The sequence below is a fragment of the Gilliamella sp. B2785 genome, assembly GCF_026537005.1.
Lineage (GTDB): Bacteria > Pseudomonadota > Gammaproteobacteria > Enterobacterales > Orbaceae > Gilliamella > Gilliamella apicola_E.
In genome coordinates, this window is sequence record NZ_JAFNNC010000002.1 from 336,931 (window position 1) to 357,289 (window position 20,359).

Below are 20,359 nucleotides of genomic sequence, written 5' to 3' on the forward strand. Positions count from 1 at the left end.
TTTAGGATTTATTATTAGATGTGATAACCAATATTTAATTTTCTTAAATAATCTTGTTACCAAGACAAAAAAGACCAATTTATTAGCCAATTAACTTTATATTTAAATTGACTTATATAAATATAAAAATGATAATAATTATCGTTTTCATTTAAAATATTGAGGTATCTATGCGTAAAGTATTATTATCAGTTTTATTGGGGACTTTAATGGGTTTAATTTCACAATCCGTGACAGCTCATGGTATATGGATTACTGATCGAGTCGATCAAAAGCAGATTATTTTAGGTGAAGGACCTTTAGATAATGGCTATCAACCTGAAATGGTGAAAAAAGTTAAAGCTTATAATAGTGATTGGTCGGTACTATCCGTTTCAAAAACAGCACATAATAACTTTGTGACCATCGAACCTGCAAAAGATACAGCTGTAGTAACAGTTGATTTTGATTATGGTTATTGGACCAAAAATTCGGATGGTAAATACGTTAATTTGCCGATGAATCAAGTTAAAGGTGCAGATAAGGGCACTCATGCCATAAAATATAGTGTCAACTATTTATCATCCGTTAACAAACCCAAAATAATAGAAGATATTCCACTACAAATTGTTCCTTCTATTGACCCAACAAAATTAAAACGAGGCGACAATTTACCGATAACCGTTTTCAAAGATGGTAAACCACTAACCAATACACCTGTCATCATCGATGTTGTAAATAATTTAGACAAAACAGTGAAAACTGATGATAAAGGCCAGGCTACTATTATTGTACCAAATCAAGGTTTAAACGTTATAGGTGTTGAAATTGGTTTCCCGCTTAAAGATAGTCAATTAGCTACCCAAGACAAATTTTTTACTACATTAGTTTTTACATTAATTCCTGAAGAAGATTAATTTATATATAAAAAACGGGATCATTATCCCGTTTTTTATAATTATCTTTTTAAACTTCAGCACTAATCGGACGAGGTATAAGAAAACTACAAAATAGAGCTAACACCGTAATGATTAAACCTAACAACATACCATTAAAGTAACCATCAATTGTGTTTCCATTTATCATTTGAATTGCTGGCAATAAAGCAAAACTCAAACCAGCACCTAAATTAAATGCCCCTGCATTCATACCAGGTAAAAATCCTGGATTATCAGTAGGAGATAAGACGATACCTAATCCATTTAAAATGATATTAGCCATTCCAGCATAAAAAATACCTAAAACAATCACGCCAACCGATAAAATAGGTAAAGAATGAATGCCATAAAACATAATAACCAAAATACCAATAATACAACCCACTAAACCTAATTTGAGCACTTTATTATATCCCATTATTGGTGCCAATCTTCCTGAAAATGGCCCAACAAACCAACCAATTAAAGCATAAGGCGTGAGAAAAATTAATGATGCCCAATCTGCGTCTAACCCAAAACCTATTTCATGATTTTGGGCAATTGACATCACTAAACCATTAACGATGGCAAAAATCCCAGTCATGGTTAATGTGGTTGTTAATAACAACGCCCAGGTGGCACGTTTTTTCAAATGATTGATTGTGACTAAAGGTTGCTTACTTCTTTTTTCTACATTCCAAAATAAAATAAAACATAAAAAAGCCAATAAACTTAAACCACTAACAATCAGCCAATTAGCATTGTCAAGTTTACCGGCTTCATTAAGTGCAAGTAATAACGCAGCTATTGTTAAAACAATTAACAAAACACCTAACCAATCCATCTTGGTACCTTTAGAGGGCTGAGATTCTGACGCAAAACGATGAACAAAAAAAGTCGAAATTGCTGCAACAATAGCTATAATCCAAAATACAGACCGGAAGCCAAAATGCGTAGCAAGTAAACCTCCCGCAATAGCATCAACACCAGCAATACCACCATTTACTGCTGTTATGATACCCATTAACATACCATATTGCTTAACGTCTTTTACTTCAAAACTTAACATTAACAAACATAATGGAACCACTGGCCCTGATACACCTTGAATAATGCGAGCAACATACAAAACTTCAATATTCGGAGCAATAGCAGCAATGACTGTACCTAAAGTCATTATAATCAACATGGCTGTTAATACTTTTTTTCGCCCTTTTATATCACTTAATCGGGGCAAGAATAGTGAAAATAGTGCAGCTGCTGTAAAAAAAGAAGTTTGAGATAGTCCGACAGCTGCATCATTAGTTCCTAATTCTTTCGCTATAGTAACTAACACTGGGCTTAACATACTTGCATTAAGTTGGAAAGCAACACATGCAGCAAGCAAAGCAACCATTAAAGCCAAGATATTATTTTTTTTCTGGCTTAGATCTGCCATATATTTACCTCATTAAATGTTTCAATTGATCGGCATTTGAATATCATTAATAACTATACTCAAATGAGATGATTCTTTATTTGTATCTATTTGATATATAATTAAATATCAATAATTTTATTTTCTCACGTATAAAACCAATAAAAGGTTATTATCAGAGATAGTGCTGTCGTTGATGTTTTCAGCTGACTATGAAATATTAATTAAAGTTCAAATTAACCTTGTTGAATTATCAGATAATTGCAAAACTTAGTCTGATAACTCACTCACCAATTGAAATATCTAATTAATATTTAACCATAGGTAGAAAAAACAATTTTTTTTGGCAAACAGAGGTGTTCTTAATGGCGATTAAGATAGTTCACTTTTAAAACAAACTATTCACACTGATTACAAGAGAAATATTCTAATTTCAATTCTCAGATTTAAAATCCACTTATTATTAAATTTAATATTAAGATTTCGATAATAAAAAATAAATTACCTACTCGCACTGTCGCTAATTTGTGCTAAAATCGGGAGACATGAATAATCTTTTTTAACATAAGGATGTAACGTAATGCATATCGGTATACCAAAAGAACGGTTAGCCAATGAAGCTAGGGTTGCAGCAACACCTCAAACTGTTGGACAACTATTAAAACTTGGATTTACAGTTTCAGTAGAACAAGGTGCTGGACACGCTGCTCATTTTGAAGACCAAGCTTTTATTGATGCTGGGGCCACTATTCAAAACACAAAGGATATTTGGCAAAATGATCTTATTTTAAAATTTCACGCGCCAACTGATGATGAAATCGCTCTGATGAAAGAGGGATTAACACTCATTAGTTATATTTACCCAGCTCAACATAAAGAGCTTTTAGAAAAACTTGCCACTAAAAATATTACTGTAATGGCAATGGATTGTGTGCCTCGTATTTCACGAGCTCAATCACTAGATGCATTAAGTTCTATGTCTAACATTGCAGGTTATCGCTCTGTTATTGAAGCTGCGAACCAATTTGGTCGATTTTTTACCGGTCAAGTCACTGCTGCAGGTAAAGTACCACCAGCAAAAGTATTGGTAATCGGTGCTGGTGTTGCTGGTCTTGCAGCAATTGGTGCAGCAGTTAGTTTAGGTGCTATTGTTCGTGCATTTGATACACGTCCAGAAGTTGCTGAACAAATCAATAGTATGGGTGCTGACTTTTTAGAATTAGATTTCGAAGAGGAAGCTGGTTCTGGAGATGGCTACGCAAAACAAATGTCTGCAGCCTTTATTGAAGCTGAAATGGCTTTATTTGCTGAACAAGCAAAAGATGTTGATATTATTATCACTACAGCATTAATTCCAGGTAAACCTGCGCCAAAACTTATCTCTAAAGAGATGGTTGAGTCAATGAAACCAGGTAGTGTTATTGTTGATTTAGCAGCCTTAACTGGTGGCAACTGCGAATTAACCAAACCGGGTGAAGTATTCGAAACAGATAATAATGTTAAAATAGTTGGTTACACAGATTTAGCTAACCGAATGCCGGCACAAGCATCACAACTATATGGAACTAACATTGTTAACTTATTAAAATTACTCGCCAAAGAAAAAGATGGTAACATCGACATTAATTTTGACGATGTTGTGATTCGTGGCGTAACTGTCGTTAAAGATAAAGAAATAACATGGCCAGCTCCACCAATTCAAGTTTCTGCACAACCACAGAAAAAAGCGGTTGAACCTATCGCCAAACCAGAACCAACACCAATGCAACCTGCAAAAAAATTTGGCATTTTAGCTTTATTGATTATTGCTTATTTCTGGTTAGCTAATGTGGTTCCTGAAACCTTTTTAGGACACTTCACTGTATTTGCTTTGTCTTGTGTAGTAGGGTATTACGTAGTATGGAATGTAACTCATTCATTACATACACCATTAATGTCAGTTACTAATGCTATCTCTGGTATCATATTAGTAGGTGCAATACTGCAAGTCGGTGATGATAATGGCTTAACTACGGCAATTGCCTTTGTTGCTATTTTAATTGCTAGTATCAATATTTTTGGTGGATTTTTTGTTACACAAAGAATGCTAAAAATGTTTCAACGTGGCAAGTAAAGGAGATTATTGATAATGTTTAGTCATGGAATAATTCAAGCAGCCTATGTTCTTGCTGCATTACTTTTTATATTTAGTTTACGAGGACTATCAAATCAAGAATCAGCCAAATCTGGAAACATTTATGGCATGGTTGGTATGGTAATTGCACTTATTGCTGCTATTGCAAGTATTAAAGGCGGACTACACTGGATCATTATTGCTATGGTCATTGGTGCAGCTATTGGTCTTTATCTTGCTAAAAAAGTAGAAATGACACAAATGCCAGAGCTTGTTGCACTACTCCACAGTTTTGTTGGTATGGCTGCAGTTCTCGTTGGTTTCAATAGCTTCTTAGATTCTAATATTATGGTTTTCACTGGCAGTGAACTTACTGTACATTTAGTAGAAATTTTTATTGGTATCTTTATTGGTGCAGTTACTTTTTCTGGCTCAGTCGTTGCATTTGGAAAACTAAATGGCCGCATTAGCTCTAAACCACTTTCTATTCCTTATAAACACTACTGGAACTTAGCGGCAATCGTTGTTTCAGTAATTTTGATGTTTACTTTTATTGGTGTGAAAAGTGGCGCAGGCGCACTTGTTAGTCTATTTGTTATGACTATCATCGCATTAGTATTTGGCTTCCATCTTGTGGCATCAATTGGTGGTGCAGACATGCCAGTAGTTATTTCAATGCTTAACTCATATTCTGGATGGGCAGCAGCTGCAGCAGGATTTATGTTAGGTAATGATTTACTTATTGTAACCGGTGCTTTAGTTGGTTCTTCAGGGGCAATTCTTTCTTACATTATGTGTAAAGCAATGAATCGCTCATTCATCAGCGTCATTGCCGGTGGTTTTGGTAGCGATGGTAGCGCATCAAGCTCTTCAGAAGAAGAACAAGGTGAATACCGTGAAATGCAGCCAGCAGAAGTTGCTCAAACATTAAAAGAAGCACGTTCAGTTATTATCGTACCAGGTTATGGTATGGCTGTTGCTCAAGCACAAGGTGCTGTAAGCAATATTACTGAAAAGCTTCGTGGTATGGGTATAGAAGTCCGTTTTGGTATTCACCCAGTTGCAGGGCGTTTACCTGGTCATATGAATGTATTATTAGCCGAAGCAAAAGTACCTTACGATATTGTATTAGAAATGGATGAAATCAATGATGACTTCCCTGATACAGATGTTGTTTGGGTAATCGGTGCAAATGATACAGTTAACCCGGCAGCGGAAGAAGATCCAAACAGCCCTATCGCAGGTATGCCTGTTCTTGAAGTTTGGAAAGCAAAAACGGTTATTATATCCAAACGCTCAATGAATACCGGATATGCAGGCGTTCAAAATCCACTATTCTTTAAAGAAAATAGTTATATGCTATTTGGTGATGCCAAAGATAGTGTTGAAAAAGTTTTACAAAATCTTTAATGACGATTAGTCTTTAGTAGATACAAAATATTACTGCGGCTTTAGCCGCAGTATTTTTATAAGATGTTAAGGGTTTAAATTTTTGGGATCTAAAAAAGTAGAAATTTGATTAATTATTTCATCATGAATTTCGGTTCTGGTTCGTTCCCCGCCATCTTTACAAATGATACTTTCGCCTTTAGCTTCTTGCTCTAATATTTCTATCGCCTGTGGTTTACAAACTTGTATAAAACTAAAATGCATCGCATCTGGTATAACAGTATAAGTAGATAATGATTTTAAAAGAAACCGTCTTAAATAGCCTGATTCAAGTTCTACATTCATATCACCAACATCAACACCAGCTCCAATAATCAAAGAGGGAATATTAATATTTTTCAGACTTTCGGGAGTAAAACCTCTGACTAACCCTGCATCTAAAGAGATAAATGATTTTATTCTTGAATCTAACATACTTTGAGTTAATTTTGGGTTATCAAGACCTAGTTCATTTACTAATTGGCAAGCTTTCAATTGTGAATTTTCAGTACAATCTTCTTTAAATAGATCAATATCAAATCTTGCACCAGCAAGCGCTATTACGGTCCAACCGCCAAGAGAATGCCCAATGGCTGATATTTTATTCATATCAATATGGTTAGCTAATAGCTTATCTTCTTTTAAAATATCAATAGTTTTACTTAGGTCTTCAGGACGTAGCCATAATTTTCTTGATTGATTAATATCTTTATTAAAAAAAGTTGTTCCTGGATGATTTGGCGCAGCAATAATATATCCCTTACCTGCAAGTTCATAGGTAAGCCAACTTAAATTTTGCCAGCTACCACCGTAACCATGAGAAACAACGATTAACGGAAGTTTCCTTGAATCATTGATAGGTATTGCGTTAGGGACAACTTCAGAACCATAAAAAACTACATTATCGCCTATAAATACTGTTTTCTGTTGATTAGTAGTTGGATACCATATTGCAATGTTAAGAGGTCTACCATCTTCTTCTCCATAATGGATTTCCCTAAATCCAACATTTGAATCTGCATAACCAAAAAATGAAATTGAATATATGAAAAAAAACAGATAGTACACTTTAGCCATTAACTTATTCCCTATATAACTGCATTATATAAATAATATTAATCAATAAGATAGGTTTTGATAATAGTGAGTTAAAATAACGATTTCAACTTACAATAATTATTCATTATTATTTTTGATTTTTTCTTTATGATAAAGGTAATAAGCGCCACGAGAAACCATACGAAGTTGAAATATAAGATCTTCAATTAGTTCTTGGCGTTGTACTATGTCGAAATCAATTGCTTCCGCGCCAGCATTAAATGCGATAGTCACCATTGCTTCGGCTTGAGCTTCATTATAATGATGTGGCATTTGGTTGGCATTGTCTAAATAATCAACAAGCTCCACAATAAAGTGCTGAATTTCGCGTGCAATTGCCGATCTGAATGCTGAAGAAGTCCCGGCTTTTTCTCTGAGCAACAATAAAAATACTTTAGGGTTTTTATCAATAAATTCAATAAAGGTGGTTACCGAAGTTCGAAGAACACTCCCCCCCTTTTCAATACGTTTTCGAGCTTGGCGCAATAATTGACGAAGAGTTAAACCGCTCTCATCAACCATCGCTAAACCTAACTCATCCATATCACGAAAATGGCGATAAAATGATGTAGCAGCTATACCTGCCTCACGGGAAACTTCGCGCAGACTTAAACTTGCAAAACCTTGTTCCGCGTTGAGTTGATGAAACGCAGCATCAATTAAACTTCGACGAGTTCTCTCCTTTTGCTGCGCTCTAACTCCACAGGTTTTAACATTTTTCATTTTTTAAATTCTGCGCTATAAGAAATATAAATTATTTCTGGCCTAACAGTCGTTCTTTTTCAGCAAAGACTTTTGGCATATGGTCACGAATAGTTTTAGCGATAGTTTCATAACGAGAACGTAATGGAGAACCAGGTCGATAAATTAAAGCGATGCTTCGTGTTGGGACAGGATCAGTACATGGAATATAGCAAATATTATCACGAGTACGTTCATTTGGAGCAGCTAACTCTGGAAATAAAGTAATTCCACGTCCTGCTGATATCATACTACGCAATGTTTCTAAACTCGTCGCTTTAAATTGTTTATCTTCATCAATTCCTACCTGAAAACAATACCCCATAGCATGTTCGCGTAGACAATGACCATCCTCCAACATTAAAAATTTCTTCCCTTTCAGACTAGAAAGCTTAACTGTCTGTTTACTAGCTAATTCATCATTTGCAGGAACGGCTAAAAACATAGGTTCATTGAATAAAGGTAGTTCAATAAATTGTGCGGTTTCTTTTACTTGAGCGATAATAGCACAATCCAATTTTCCACTTTCAAGTTGAGCAACAATATTGGCAGTTTGCGCTTCATGTAAATAAAGTTCTAGTTGAGGAAAGGATTCATGTAATACGGTAATCACATGTGGTAATAAATATGGAGCGATAGTCGGAATTAATCCAATATGCATAGGACCCGCCATCTCTTCCCCTTGACGACTAGCCATCTCTTTTAAAATCTGTATATTACGTAAAATTTCTTTAGCTTGCTCAACAAGCATCATGCCAGTTTGAGTAAATAATACTTTACGACTAGTACGTTCAAGTAACATTACGCCTAATTCGTCTTCAAGTTTTCTGATTTGACCACTTAGTGTTGGTTGACTAACATTACAAGCATCAGCTGCTTTACGAAAATGCCGGAATTCAGCTAATGATACAAAATATTCCAAATCTCGAATATTCATAGAGTCCCCAATAAGTTATCAGTTAATATTTTTATACTCTTAATTGTAAACCAAATTAATAATTATTTTTATCAAAAATCTTTTTTTAAAAGAGTATAAGTTTAATTAAATCAATTAGTCATTAATAAAATAAATAAGATAATCTATTTTGTATTAATTTTTTTTAAGTTAAAAAATAATCTAACTAATTGTACTATATAAATTACTATTGTTGATAATTATGTTCAAAAAATCAAATAAAATATTTAATTAATATGAAGAAATTTCCTTTATTTTACTTGGTATAACTATTTCAAGAAAAATGGAAAGTTAGATTTAATTGCGATATAATCGCGCGCTATATTTCAGTATAGACCATTATTAATTCGAGGTGCGCTATTTTTAAACAAGTTTCTCGCTTTTATCGTAAAATGTTCCATCACAAAGAGCGACAAGAGTCGCATTATATTTCCATCTCACGTAATGAGCATAATATTTCTCGTAAGAATATAAGCGAAAATGCGTTGAAAGTACTTTATCGATTGAATAAACAAGGATATGAAGCCTATCTCGTAGGTGGTTGTATTCGCGACCTTCTATTAGGTAAAAAACCAAAAGATTTCGATATTGCGACAAATGCTACACCAGAACAAATTCAAAAGATCTTTCGAAATTGCCGCTTGATAGGTAAACGCTTTCGTTTAGCTCATATTATGTTTGGAAAAGAGATAATTGAGGTTGCAACGTTCCGAGGTGATCATGATGATCAGAGTGAACAAAAGAACATATCAAAACGATCACAAGCAGGTATGTTATTACGAGATAATGTCTATGGAACGATAGAGCAAGATGCCGTTCGTCGTGATTTCACAATGAATGCACTTTATTATAGCGTCAAAGATTATACAATTCGTGATTATTGTGGTGGACTAAAAGATTTACAAAATGGCATTATTCGATTAATTGGTGATCCACAAACAAGATATCGTGAAGATCCAGTCAGAATGTTAAGGACAATCCGTTTTGCAGCAAAACTTAACATGAAAATTGACCCAGCTACTGCTGAGCCAATAAAAAAACTGGCTCCATTATTAAATAATATTCCTTCAGCCCGTCTTTTTGATGAATCATTGAAATTACTACAATCAGGATATGGTTACGATACTTATATATTATTAAAGCAGTATCATTTATTTAAACAATTGTTTCCAGTGGTTGAACGTTTATTTACACATGACCATGAAGGAAATATGGAAAAAATGATTGCTCAAGTGTTAAAAAATACTGATTACCGTATAGCAAATGAGCAACGCATAAACCCTGCTTTTTTATATGCAGCATTTTTTTGGTATCCAATTATAGAACAAACTCAATTAAACTGCATTGAGAGCGGTTTGCAATATTACGATTCTTTTTCTATGGCAATTAATGATGTACTAAATGAGCAATGCCGTATTATCGCTATACCAAGACGTTTTACAGCGGTTATGGGTGATATGTGGCGATTACAATTAAGAATGAAAAAACGAGAAGGAAAGCGTGCATTTGTCATTTTAGAGCATCAGAAGTTCCGAGCAGCTTATGATTTATTAGAAATGCGAGCTTCAATCGAAAAAGGTGAGCTTTTAGATTTAGCTAAGTGGTGGGATGAATTTCAACAAGTATCGACTGAAAAGAAAATAGCCATGGTAAGACAACTTGGTAAAACGAATAAACGACGGACTAAACGTTAATTTTCATTCGCACTTTTATAAATAACCGCTATAATGTTTCAATTAAAATAATCATAATCATATTCTAATCATTAATGAAAAAATTATCGCTTTCTCGTATTGCTATAGCTGTAACATTTTCTTTGTACAATTATAGCAGTTATGCAATAGATTTACCCCAAAATGACACTACTAATCCGCAGTGTCTTGTTGGTGTACCTAAATTTGAGCGACCAATTGTTAATGGAGATATAAATACATTACCTATTAATGCAGAGGCAGATGAGTTTGAAGGACTTTATCCTAATTTAGCTATTTACAAAGGTCGTGTTTATGTAGAGCAAGGCAATCGTACAGTTTTAGCTGATAAAGTGACGATTGACTCAAAAGATACAAATAATCGGATGGTTACACTCGATGGTGATATCACTTATCAAGATAATATGATACAAACCAAAGGTAACCACGCATCGATGAATCTAAACAACAATGATGCCAATATGAATCCAAGTGAGTATCAATTAGTTAATAGACTTGGACGAGGTGAAGCCGATGAGATCAAACTTGATAAGAATCGCTATGTAATTCTTAAAAATGGTAGTTTTACCTCCTGTCCTGTAGGAGATAGTGCTTGGAATATTACAGGTTCAACAATTATTCACGATAATGAAGAACAGTTGTTAGAAGTTTGGAATGCGGTATTTAGAATAGAGAAAGTACCTGTTCTTTACTCACCTTATTTACAATTGCCTACAGGCAATAAAAGACGATCAGGGTTGTTAATTCCTAGTTTTGGTTACGATAGTGTTGATGGTATCGATTTTTCATTACCGTATTATTGGAACATTGCTCCAAATTATGATGCGACTATAACACCGCGAATACTACAACACCGTGGTGTACAGTTACAAACTGAGTTTCGCTACTTAAATCAATTAGGATTAGGGACTTTCGCTTTTGACTGGTTACAGCATGATAATCAATACAGTGACGATAGAAAAAAATCAACAAATGGCAACAGATACGATAACAATCGTAATCGATGGTTATTCTATTGGAAAAACGACGAATTAATTAACTACAATTGGCGTTTTATAGCTGATACTACACGAGTCAGTGACAATCAATATTTAACAGATCTCAGTTCTAAATATGCGTCTCAAACAGCTGGATATCTGACTCAGTTTTATAAATTAGCATACAATGATGAAAATTGGGATGTTGCTTTAGGTTACAAACACTTCCAACCATTCCACTATGATATTCTTTACCAAACTCAGCCTCAATTAGATATCAACTATTATAACTACGAGCTGGGACCATTAAAATTTAAGACTTTTTCACAACTTTCTCATTTTATAAATTCAACAGATAATGAACCCGAAGCTTGGCGAGTCCATATAGAACCAACTATCAATTATACAGTTACAAATTCTTGGGCAAATTTATCTGCAGAAACTGGTTTTATGGCAACTCATTACAACCAGAAAAACATATTTAAATATAATAATAATCTTGAACACATAAAAGAAGGGATAAAGTTAGATCGCACTGTAAATCGTTTTATACCGAAATTTAGTATTGATGGTAAAGTAATTTTTGAAAGAGACTTTGATCTAATCGATGGGTATAGCCAAACACTCGAACCTAGAGTGAAATATACTTATAACCCTTATCGTAACCAATCAAATATTGGAAATTACGATTCCACACTCTTACAAGCTGATTATATTGGTTTATTTAGAGATCAAACATATAGTGGTTTAGACCGTATTGCATCAACAAATAAACTTTCAACGGGTGTAACTACACGTTTTTATGATAGTAACAAAGTTGAAAAATTTAATATGTCCTTAGGGCAAATTACCTATTTTACAAAATCTAAAACCGGTGATCACAATAATGAATTAGATAAAAATTCTGATACGGGTAGTGTCACTTGGGCAACAGATAATTTCTGGCGAATTAGTGACGATATTATTTTCCGAAGCGGGATTCAATACGACACCCGTATCGATACTATTTCGCTAGCCAATACAACGTTTGAATATCGACCATCGGGTGACAAATTAATTCAATTATCTTATCGTTATGCCAATCGTAACTATATTGACACTGTAGATGACAGGTATAAGTATTCCGCATATAAAGGTTACAAACAAGATCTTTCTCAAGCCGGCATTATGGTTAGTTGGCCACTATCTGAAAAAGTGAGTGCTGTGGGATCTTATTATTATGATATTAAGCAAAAACAGATTTCAGACAGTTTTATTGGGGTAAATTATAGCGATTGCTGTTGGGGAGTAACCGTACAATATGGACGCAAATTAACCGACTGGGATAACACAGAACATATAAGTAAATACAAAAACAAACTGTCAATTAACTTTGAACTTAAAGGTTTAGGAAGTAATCGTGACACGCAAGCCAAAATGTTAAACTTTGGTAAATTACCTTATACAACAACATTTGAATAAACATACTAATAAATTTATTGTGGTAAATTTAATACCGCAACAACATAATGAGTTGAGTAAATATGAAATTATTAAAACTTTTTATTGCATTAAACTTGAGTGTTAATTTAGTGCTCTTTACACCTTTTTCAGCAAATGCAGCTCCAAAAGTGGTAGAACAGGTTGCAGCTGTTGTGAATAACAACGTCATTTTAGAAAGTGATGTTAGTGACATGCTCAAAACGATTAAAGCGAGCGCCGATCCTAAATCTTTACCTAATGATAAAATACTTAGAAAACAAATTATTGATCGCCTTGTTGTTGAAAAATTAATTTTACAAAGAGCGGCTAAAGCAAAAATTACTATTAGTGATGATGAAGTTACCGCCGCAATCGATAGAATAGCTGCTGAAAATGGTATGACAATAGATCAACTAAGAAGCAGATTATCAACTATGGGCATGAGCTATAGCACTTATCGTGATCGTATTCATACTGATATGCTAATAGAACAAGCGCGCTTGCATGAAGTTCGACCTAGAATCAAAGTCTCTAACAGAGAAGTAGAACATTTAACCAAAACAATAGCTAACCAACCAACTAACAATATTGATGTTAAAATTAGTCATATTCTAATTACTATTCCAGAAAAAGCGTCTAAACAACAAGTTGATAGTGCTACCAATAAAGCGATGGACATCATCAATCGAGCAAAAAAAGGGGAAAATTTTGCTAAATTAGCCGCGTCATACTCAAATGATGATCTTGCTTTAAAAGGTGGATCAATGGGCTGGAAAAAGTTAAATGAGTTACCTACTATTTTTGAGGAACGACTAATTCGAGCGCCAAAAGGAAGTATTATAGGACCAATTCGCTCTGGAGTTGGGATTCACATATTAAAAGTTGACGATAACCGTTCTGAAACACCACAAAAAATTACACTTCAAGAAGTTAATGCTCGTCATATTTTAATTAAAACCAACGTATTAGTTACCGATCAGGTGGCTAAACAAAAATTAATTAACATTCGCAAAGCCATTACCAGCGGAGCAACAACTTTTGCTGCAGCAGCAAAAGCTAACTCAGAAGACACAGGTTCAAAAGATAGTGGTGGTAATTTAGGATGGAATAGGCCAGAAGTTTATGATGAAGGTTTCAGGACTGCATTATCACAATTGAAAAAGGGTGAAATCAGTCAACCAATAAAATCATCTTATGGTTGGCATATAATCCAACTAATTGATACCAGACAAACTGACGGTACAAACTTAGTTAAAAAAGATCAAGCTTATCGGATGATTTTCAATAGAAAATTTGCTGAAGAAGCACAAGTTTGGATTCAAGAGTTAAAAGGTGATGCATATATCAAAATTACAGGTGAAGGTAAGAATGAATAATCGTGTTCATCAAGGTCATTTTGCCCGTAAACGATTTGGTCAAAACTTTCTACATGATAATTATATTATTGAAAGTATTGTGGCAGCCATACAACCTAAGAAAGGAGAAGCACTAGTTGAAATAGGACCAGGGCTTGCCGCATTGACAGTACCTGTAAGTAAATTGGTAGATCATTTAACTGTTATTGAGATTGATAGAGATTTAGCTAGCCGATTAGTTGAAAATCCTTTTTTACAAAATAAAATCAGTGTGATTGAACAAGACGCACTAAATTTTGATTTCAACAAATTGTCCGATACATTAGGTCAACCTCTGAGAGTTTTTGGTAATTTACCTTATAATATTTCAACACCATTGATGTTTCACTTATTCGAATATGCACCAATCATTACTGATATGCATTTTATGCTGCAAAAAGAGGTTGTTACTCGTTTAGTTGCTGCACCTAACAGCAAAAGTTATGGTCGATTAAGTGTTATGGCACAATACTACTGCCAAATCATCCCTGTTTTAGAAGTACCACCTACAGCTTTTAAACCAGCACCTAAAGTTGATTCAGCTGTAGTTAAACTAATACCTTACAAAGAAAAGCCCTATTTAGTTAATGATATTAAAGTACTATCACGTATTACTACCGAAGCTTTTAACCAAAGACGTAAAACAATTCGTAATAGCTTAAGTAATTTATTTAACAGTGAGCAAATAGCTGAATTAGGTATTGACCCGAATTTACGTGCGGAAAATTTGACAGTACAACAATATTGTCTATTAGCAAACGCTTGGAAATAACCTTATGGCAAATCTAATAATTGGTGATATTCACGGCTGTTATGATGAGTTTATGCGACTATTAGAGAAAGCTGATTTTTCATCATCTGATACCTTATGGCTTACTGGGGATTTAGTTGCTAGAGGACCAAAATCACTTGAAGTTCTTAGATTTGTAAAACAAAACAGCGAACAAATAAGATTAGTTTTAGGTAACCACGACTTACATTTACTCTCAATTTACGCCAATGTTACACCATCAAAAAAGAAGGATAATCTTGACGAACTCATCCACGCTGATGATTTCGATGAACTAATGAATTGGTTGCGTAAACAACCATTAATTCAAATAGATGAAAAATTAAAACTTATTATGACTCATGCCGGAATATCTCCACAATGGGATCTTGAAACATTGAAAAAATGTGCTAATGATCTTCATCAGGTTTTAAGTAGTGACTCATATCCCCTCTTTCTTGACAAAATGTATGGTAACTTTCCTGATGAATGGTCATATGAATTACAAGGGTTAGATCGATTACGCTTTATTGCTAATGCTTTAACAAGAATGCGTTACTGTTACGAAGATGGACGGCTTGATTTTTATTGTAAAGATCAACCAGATGAGGCCCCATCGAAACTTAAACCATGGTTTTCATTACCAAGTAAAATTCCGTCAGAATATAGTATTGCTTTTGGTCATTGGGCAGCATTGAATGGAAAAGGAACACCTGAAAATATTTACGCACTCGATACAGGGTGCTGTTGGGGTGGCAAATTAACATGTTTACGATTTGAAGATAAAAAATATTTCAAAAAGAAAAACATGAAAAATTAAAAATAAAAGAATAATTAAAGGGTTATTTTATTATGTCTGTACTAACTGTTATAAAATCAATTTGGAAAGGTATCAATTTAATTAGAGAAATATTTCTTAACCTAATTTTCTTAATCATAATCCTATTGATCTTGAGTGGTATTGCATTTTTTAAAGAATCACAAAAGCAAGACATCATTCCTCAATATGGCACATTAGTTATAAATCTTGAAGGCGTTATTGTCGACAATTCACTTTATAGTGATGAATTGTATGAAATACAAAATAAATTATATGGTAAAAGAGTAAATCTATCACGTGAAAATAGTTTATTCGATTTAGTGCAAAAAATATCACAAGCTACATCAGATCCTAATATAAATAGCATAGTCCTAAAATTGGATAACTTTGTCGGAGCAGACTTGAGTTCTTTGCAATATATTGGTAAATATTTAAACAGATTCAAAGAGGCAAATAAGCCTATTTACGCTATTGGTTCAAGCTTCAATCAAAGCCAATATTATTTAGCGAGTTATGCTAATAAAATCTATTTAACCCCATTAGGTGCAGTTAATGTTTTTGGATTATCCGCCAATAATTTGTACTACAAAACATTATTAGACAACTTAAAGATTAATACTCATGTTTTCCGTGTAGGAACTTATAAATCAGCTATTGAGCCATTTATCAGAGATAATATGTCAGAAGAAGCAAGAAGTAACACTTCTCGATGGTTAAATTTAATGTGGAATAACTACCTTAATGACATTTCTGCAGAACGCAAAAAAGCACCTACACAACTAGTTCCTTCAGCCGATAAAATGTTATCAGAACTAAAATCTGTTAATGGTAATATGGCCCAATACGCTTTAGCAAACGGTTTAATTGATGCGATAAGTGATGAATTTGATTTTGAACTTGAACATAAAATAAAACAAAAAGTCAGTATCTATGATTATAGACTTAAGGAAAATGCTGAAGAATCAAACAAAGAACCAAAAATAGCTGTCATTTTTGTGAATGGAACTATTACTAACGGCGCAAATAGCAGTAATGTAGCTGGTAGCCAAGATATTGTTAAACAATTAAGAGATATTCGTAATAAATTACAAAGTAATAACATACAGGCTGTCGTACTCAGAGTAAATAGTCCAGGAGGAAGTGTCGAAGCTTCAGAAGCAATTCGCAGTGAACTAGAAACTTTACGTCGTTACCAAATCCCGGTTGTTGTTTCTATGGGCGGAATGGCTGCTTCCGGAGGATACTGGATATCAACAGCTTCTGATTATATTGTCGCTAGTCCGAATACGATTACAGGTTCAATAGGTATTTTTGGCATTGTACCAACTTTTGAAAATTCACTTTCTCATATTGGTGTTTATAACGATGGGGTTTCAACCTCACCATTGGCAAATAACAGCTTAACTCAAAATTTATCCGATGAAATGAATCAATTTATTCAAATGAATATTGATAATGGTTACTTTAATTTCATCTCTTTAGTAGCAAAAGCTCGTAATATGACCTCAGAACAAGTAGATCATATAGCTCAAGGGCAAGTTTGGCTCGGCTCCGAAGGAAGTAAAAATGGCTTAGTGGATAAATTAGGGGATTTTGACGATGCGGTTGATATGGCTGCAACATTAGCCAATATTTCTAATTATAAAATAGATTGGCAAAAGCCTGAAGGCAGTTGGTTCAATGCACTTTACTCAGATATGTTTGCTATGATGCCAAAATCAACAGCAGAGGCATTTTTTGAGCATATCCCAGAAGTAAAACAAATTAAGCAACAAGTTTCACTATGGGATAAGTTCCAAGATTCACAAAACCGTTATATTTACTGTCTAAACTGTGCTGATGTTCGATAATAAAAATCCACCTTACGGTGGATTTTTTTATTTTTGTGTTTGGAAAAAATAACGCATATCATTCATTGCCGCTTGGATTGTTTTATAATCAGGTGTTTTATCGACCTGATTATTATGACAATCAAAATAGTGGCTTATACCAAGACGATTAACAAAATAGATGTTGTCTCTAGTCCGAACGGCATAAGAACTATAATTTGACATTAATAGCCAATCTCGATCGATTATTGGGCTAAATAAATCATAACCTGTCGAATAATCTGAAATATCATTTTCCACATGCAAATAATGTCGCATTATTGTTGGAACGACATCTTCATGGCTGGTAAATTTATTTATATTATCTGTGATATATTTAAGATCTTTTGCTCCAACTATGATAAAAGGTACTTTAGTTTGAGCATCAGTATAGTTACCATTATGCCCCCAAAAACCCAGATTATTGTCATTCATTTCTTGTGAATGATCACCTGTTATAAAGATTAACGTATTATCTAGCGAGCCTGATCGTTCAAGTTCATCATAGACCTTTTTAAGCAAATAATCATCATAGTAGACACTTTGTTTATAACGATTAAAAATGGGAACAGGATCTGTATCATTGCTTAATGTCATATAATTCAGCTCGCCAATTGGATTGAATTTAACTTCAAAATAATTGGGAAAATCATAAGCATGTGGTGCATCAAAAAATAAAAATGAAAAACTTGGTTTAGATGTATCTCTACTCTTATACCAGTTTAGCCAATCATCAGTTAACTGTTTATCTCGACTCGATGCAGATCCATCTTTACTACTAATTCTTAAGTTTTTAATGGTTAAAAATGCCGTACGATCGAATTCTGGCGCAGTAACTTTGGCTGAAGTAAATATACCTATATTATAATTTTCTTTTTGCAATGTTGTTATGAATAACGAGGGAATTCTATTTCTTAAAAAAGCATCCCAATACGTGCCGGGGATACCATAAAAAAGTCCAAAAATACCAGTTCGAGTTGCATTCCCTGTTGAGTAATGATTATTAAAAATTATTCCATTATTCTGTTTCACAAAATGGTAAGTATTGGGTGAAATCTCTTGACTAAAAGTATCATAACGCCAAGAATCTAAGACAATAAACATAATATTGGGTGTTGTAGTATTATGAGGGTTAATCATCAGCTCATTTTTAGGATAATAGATAGTTGCGTGTTGGTTCTCCTTTTCTATAAGTGTCTTACGTTGCCCTGATTTATCAAACAATCCCATTATCTTTTTCGAGGTAAATGGACGATATAATGGAATATATTCTTTAACAATCATGATGGGGGAATAGGCATAATAAAACGCAACCATATGGATTAAATGACTAATAAAAAAACAACCGAAGAGAAATACTGTCGATACGATTAATATTCTTGAACGTTTTTGGCTAAATTTTTTATCTAACAAATAAAGAATTAAATATTCTGCTCCAAAAGATACTAATATTAACAAAAACATCAAAACATAAGTGATCGTTGAAAAATCGACAACTTGCCCCGAGAAAACCATTGATAGCACAGATTCATTGATATGAAATCGATACTGCTGAAAAACAATAGTATCAACATACAGCACAATCTGTAACAAACTAAATAAAGCAGCTAAACAAATATTACTTAACGTTCTCTTCACCCAAATAAACGGAAAACATAAAATAAAAAGTAATAAATAAACAGAGAAAAAATGGCCTAACACGGCAAATAGAGAAAAAAAGCTTCCATCCCAACTAAACGATGAACCAGGCACCCAAAAATATCGGATAGTAATGATAGACGAAATAAAAATATTTATTAATACGAACGAATAGAGTTTTTTCATATAGCTCCACGAGCAATAGGATTAAAAATTTTTAATAATAGCGATTTTTCTACTTAAAATTAGTACTTTCCTCAAAATTTTTAACAAAAAAAGATAAATATGAAGAGATTAATATAAGCTTAACAAAAAAGGCTCTTTTTTGAGCCTCTGAAGACATTTTGATGATGAAATCTATTATAGACTAAATAAATATTAATACCATTTCTTCAATGCATTTATATCCGATTGCTTGGCTTCTACCCAATTTTCGCCACTAGAAGTCTGTTCCTTCTTCCAAAATGGAGCCTCATTTTTTAGTACATCCATAATAAACTCCGCTGAAGCAAAAGCATCACTGCGGTGTGCTGCACTAACCCCAACAAAAACAATACTTTCATTTGCATAAATTTGACCGACACGATGGACTATTGCAACACGATTAATCGACCATCTATCTCTGGCTTGATTAATAATATTGCACAGCACCTTTTCAGTCATTTCTGCATAATGCTCTAACGTTAAACTTATAACTTGGTTTTCAAAACTACGCACCTTACCCATAAAAGTCACTACAGCACCATCTATAGGCGATTGATAAAGCCAAGTTATTAATGAATTCACATCAATGGGAGATTGGTTAACTTGAATAATGTTCACGCTGTTAACCACCTGTAACTGGAGGGAAAAAAGCAATTTCATCACCCTTTTTAATGACATAGTCATAGTCAACTAAAGTCTGATTAACTGCACATAATACTGTTTTTTCTTTTAAAGCTAATACCCACTTATCACCACGCAAACTAAGGTGATCTAAAAGTTGATTTATTGACATTTGCTCTACCGATAATTCAAGTTTTTCAACCCCAATTAATTCTCTAATTTGTGCAAAAAAAATAATTTTGTTCAT

Annotated in this window: 16 protein-coding genes; 9 read left to right on the forward strand and 7 right to left on the reverse strand. The window is 33.7% G+C overall.

Features of this window, described 5'->3' with window-relative positions; genetic code table 11:
• The first annotated feature begins 170 nt into the window (after positions 1 to 170).
• On the forward strand, positions 171 to 896 hold the full coding sequence (locus J3U24_RS03760; RefSeq protein ID WP_065734784.1) for a DUF4198 domain-containing protein: 726 nt from the start codon (positions 171 to 173) through the stop codon (positions 894 to 896).
• Positions 897 to 945: 49 nt separating this feature from the next.
• On the opposite strand, the gene J3U24_RS03765 is transcribed toward J3U24_RS03760, so the two are convergent.
• Positions 946 to 2,334 (reverse strand): MFS transporter, encoded by a 1,389-nt coding sequence (locus J3U24_RS03765; RefSeq protein WP_065734783.1) that lies wholly within the window; start codon positions 2,332 to 2,334, stop codon positions 946 to 948.
• Positions 2,335 to 2,893: 559 nt separating this feature from the next.
• Between J3U24_RS03765 and pntA the strand changes: the two genes are divergently transcribed.
• Positions 2,894 to 4,426, forward strand: a complete 1,533-nt coding sequence (pntA, locus tag J3U24_RS03770) for a Re/Si-specific NAD(P)(+) transhydrogenase subunit alpha (protein WP_065734782.1) — start codon at positions 2,894 to 2,896, stop codon at positions 4,424 to 4,426.
• Positions 4,427 to 4,441: 15 nt separating this feature from the next.
• Entirely contained in the window at positions 4,442 to 5,836 is a 1,395-nt protein-coding gene (gene pntB / locus J3U24_RS03775; RefSeq protein ID WP_267336698.1) for a Re/Si-specific NAD(P)(+) transhydrogenase subunit beta, read from the forward strand.
• A 66-nt stretch (positions 5,837 to 5,902) separates the two neighbouring features.
• Here the strand turns inward: pntB and J3U24_RS03780 are convergent, their stop codons facing one another.
• The 3 genes from J3U24_RS03780 to oxyR form a co-directional block, all read right to left on the reverse strand.
• Positions 5,903 to 6,931 carry an alpha/beta hydrolase family protein gene (locus tag J3U24_RS03780; protein ID WP_267336697.1) on the reverse strand — a complete coding sequence of 343 codons (1,029 nt, stop codon included), beginning with the start codon at positions 6,929 to 6,931 and terminating at the stop codon, positions 5,903 to 5,905.
• Positions 6,932 to 7,030: 99 nt separating this feature from the next.
• Positions 7,031 to 7,675, reverse strand: coding sequence for an HTH-type transcriptional repressor FabR (fabR, locus tag J3U24_RS03785; RefSeq protein ID WP_065562367.1), 645 nt, complete (start codon positions 7,673 to 7,675; stop codon positions 7,031 to 7,033).
• 31 nt (positions 7,676 to 7,706) lie between these two features.
• Positions 7,707 to 8,630, reverse strand: coding sequence for a DNA-binding transcriptional regulator OxyR (oxyR, locus tag J3U24_RS03790; protein WP_065562368.1), 924 nt, complete (start codon positions 8,628 to 8,630; stop codon positions 7,707 to 7,709).
• 410 nt (positions 8,631 to 9,040) lie between these two features.
• On the opposite strand from oxyR, the gene pcnB reads away from it, so the two are divergent.
• The 6 genes from pcnB to sppA all read left to right on the forward strand — a co-directional run bounded on the left by pcnB (position 9,041) and on the right by sppA (position 17,631).
• The gene (gene pcnB, locus J3U24_RS03795; protein ID WP_065734779.1) at positions 9,041 to 10,342 is read left to right on the forward strand and encodes a polynucleotide adenylyltransferase PcnB; all 1,302 of its coding nucleotides are present in this window, start codon (positions 9,041 to 9,043) and stop codon (positions 10,340 to 10,342) included.
• 74 nt (positions 10,343 to 10,416) lie between these two features.
• Positions 10,417 to 12,798: an LPS assembly protein LptD gene (gene lptD / locus J3U24_RS03800; protein ID WP_267336696.1), complete on the forward strand. Its 2,382-nt coding sequence runs from the start codon at positions 10,417 to 10,419 to the stop codon at positions 12,796 to 12,798.
• A gap of 62 nt (positions 12,799 to 12,860) precedes the next feature.
• The gene (gene surA / locus J3U24_RS03805; protein WP_065562371.1) at positions 12,861 to 14,174 is read left to right on the forward strand and encodes a peptidylprolyl isomerase SurA; all 1,314 of its coding nucleotides are present in this window, start codon (positions 12,861 to 12,863) and stop codon (positions 14,172 to 14,174) included.
• Entirely contained in the window at positions 14,167 to 14,964 is a 798-nt protein-coding gene (rsmA, locus tag J3U24_RS03810; RefSeq protein ID WP_220225160.1) for a 16S rRNA (adenine(1518)-N(6)/adenine(1519)-N(6))-dimethyltransferase RsmA, read from the forward strand. Before surA ends, rsmA begins: the two co-directional genes overlap by 8 nt.
• A 4-nt stretch (positions 14,965 to 14,968) precedes the next feature.
• Positions 14,969 to 15,781, forward strand: a complete 813-nt coding sequence (apaH, locus tag J3U24_RS03815; RefSeq protein WP_065562373.1) for a bis(5'-nucleosyl)-tetraphosphatase (symmetrical) ApaH — start codon at positions 14,969 to 14,971, stop codon at positions 15,779 to 15,781.
• A gap of 32 nt (positions 15,782 to 15,813) precedes the next feature.
• Positions 15,814 to 17,631: a signal peptide peptidase SppA gene (gene sppA, locus J3U24_RS03820; protein WP_267336694.1), complete on the forward strand. Its 1,818-nt coding sequence runs from the start codon at positions 15,814 to 15,816 to the stop codon at positions 17,629 to 17,631.
• A 27-nt stretch (positions 17,632 to 17,658) separates the two neighbouring features.
• On the opposite strand, the gene J3U24_RS03825 is transcribed toward sppA, so the two are convergent.
• The 3 genes from J3U24_RS03825 to moaD form a co-directional block, all read right to left on the reverse strand.
• Positions 17,659 to 19,473, reverse strand: a complete 1,815-nt coding sequence (locus J3U24_RS03825) for a sulfatase-like hydrolase/transferase (RefSeq protein ID WP_267330031.1) — start codon at positions 19,471 to 19,473, stop codon at positions 17,659 to 17,661.
• Between the two features lie 192 nt (positions 19,474 to 19,665).
• Entirely contained in the window at positions 19,666 to 20,109 is a 444-nt protein-coding gene (gene moaE, locus J3U24_RS03830) for a molybdopterin synthase catalytic subunit MoaE (protein ID WP_255305717.1), read from the reverse strand.
• A 4-nt stretch (positions 20,110 to 20,113) separates the two neighbouring features.
• Positions 20,114 to 20,359: a molybdopterin synthase sulfur carrier subunit gene (moaD, locus tag J3U24_RS03835; RefSeq protein WP_267330030.1), complete on the reverse strand. Its 246-nt coding sequence runs from the start codon at positions 20,357 to 20,359 to the stop codon at positions 20,114 to 20,116.

Bases quoted from the DNA above. Each gene is read 5' to 3' on its own strand.
- J3U24_RS03765 (WP_065734783.1), bottom strand. From the start codon at position 2,334: ATGGCAGATCTAAGCCAGAAAAAAAATAATATCTTGGCTTTAATGGTT.
- pntA (WP_065734782.1), top strand. From the start codon at position 2,894: ATGCATATCGGTATACCAAAAGAACGGTTAGCCAATGAAGCTAGGGTT.
- pntB (WP_267336698.1), top strand. From the start codon at position 4,442: ATGTTTAGTCATGGAATAATTCAAGCAGCCTATGTTCTTGCTGCATTA.
- pcnB (WP_065734779.1), top strand. From the start codon at position 9,041: ATGTTCCATCACAAAGAGCGACAAGAGTCGCATTATATTTCCATCTCA.
- oxyR (WP_065562368.1), bottom strand. From the start codon at position 8,630: ATGAATATTCGAGATTTGGAATATTTTGTATCATTAGCTGAATTCCGG.
- J3U24_RS03825 (WP_267330031.1), bottom strand. From the start codon at position 19,473: ATGAAAAAACTCTATTCGTTCGTATTAATAAATATTTTTATTTCGTCT.
- apaH (WP_065562373.1), top strand. From the start codon at position 14,969: ATGGCAAATCTAATAATTGGTGATATTCACGGCTGTTATGATGAGTTT.
- J3U24_RS03760 (WP_065734784.1), top strand. From the start codon at position 171: ATGCGTAAAGTATTATTATCAGTTTTATTGGGGACTTTAATGGGTTTA.
- rsmA (WP_220225160.1), top strand. From the start codon at position 14,167: ATGAATAATCGTGTTCATCAAGGTCATTTTGCCCGTAAACGATTTGGT.
- sppA (WP_267336694.1), top strand. From the start codon at position 15,814: ATGTCTGTACTAACTGTTATAAAATCAATTTGGAAAGGTATCAATTTA.
- fabR (WP_065562367.1), bottom strand. From the start codon at position 7,675: ATGAAAAATGTTAAAACCTGTGGAGTTAGAGCGCAGCAAAAGGAGAGA.
- lptD (WP_267336696.1), top strand. From the start codon at position 10,417: ATGAAAAAATTATCGCTTTCTCGTATTGCTATAGCTGTAACATTTTCT.
- moaD (WP_267330030.1), bottom strand. From the start codon at position 20,359: ATGAACAAAATTATTTTTTTTGCACAAATTAGAGAATTAATTGGGGTT.
- surA (WP_065562371.1), top strand. From the start codon at position 12,861: ATGAAATTATTAAAACTTTTTATTGCATTAAACTTGAGTGTTAATTTA.
- J3U24_RS03780 (WP_267336697.1), bottom strand. From the start codon at position 6,931: ATGGCTAAAGTGTACTATCTGTTTTTTTTCATATATTCAATTTCATTT.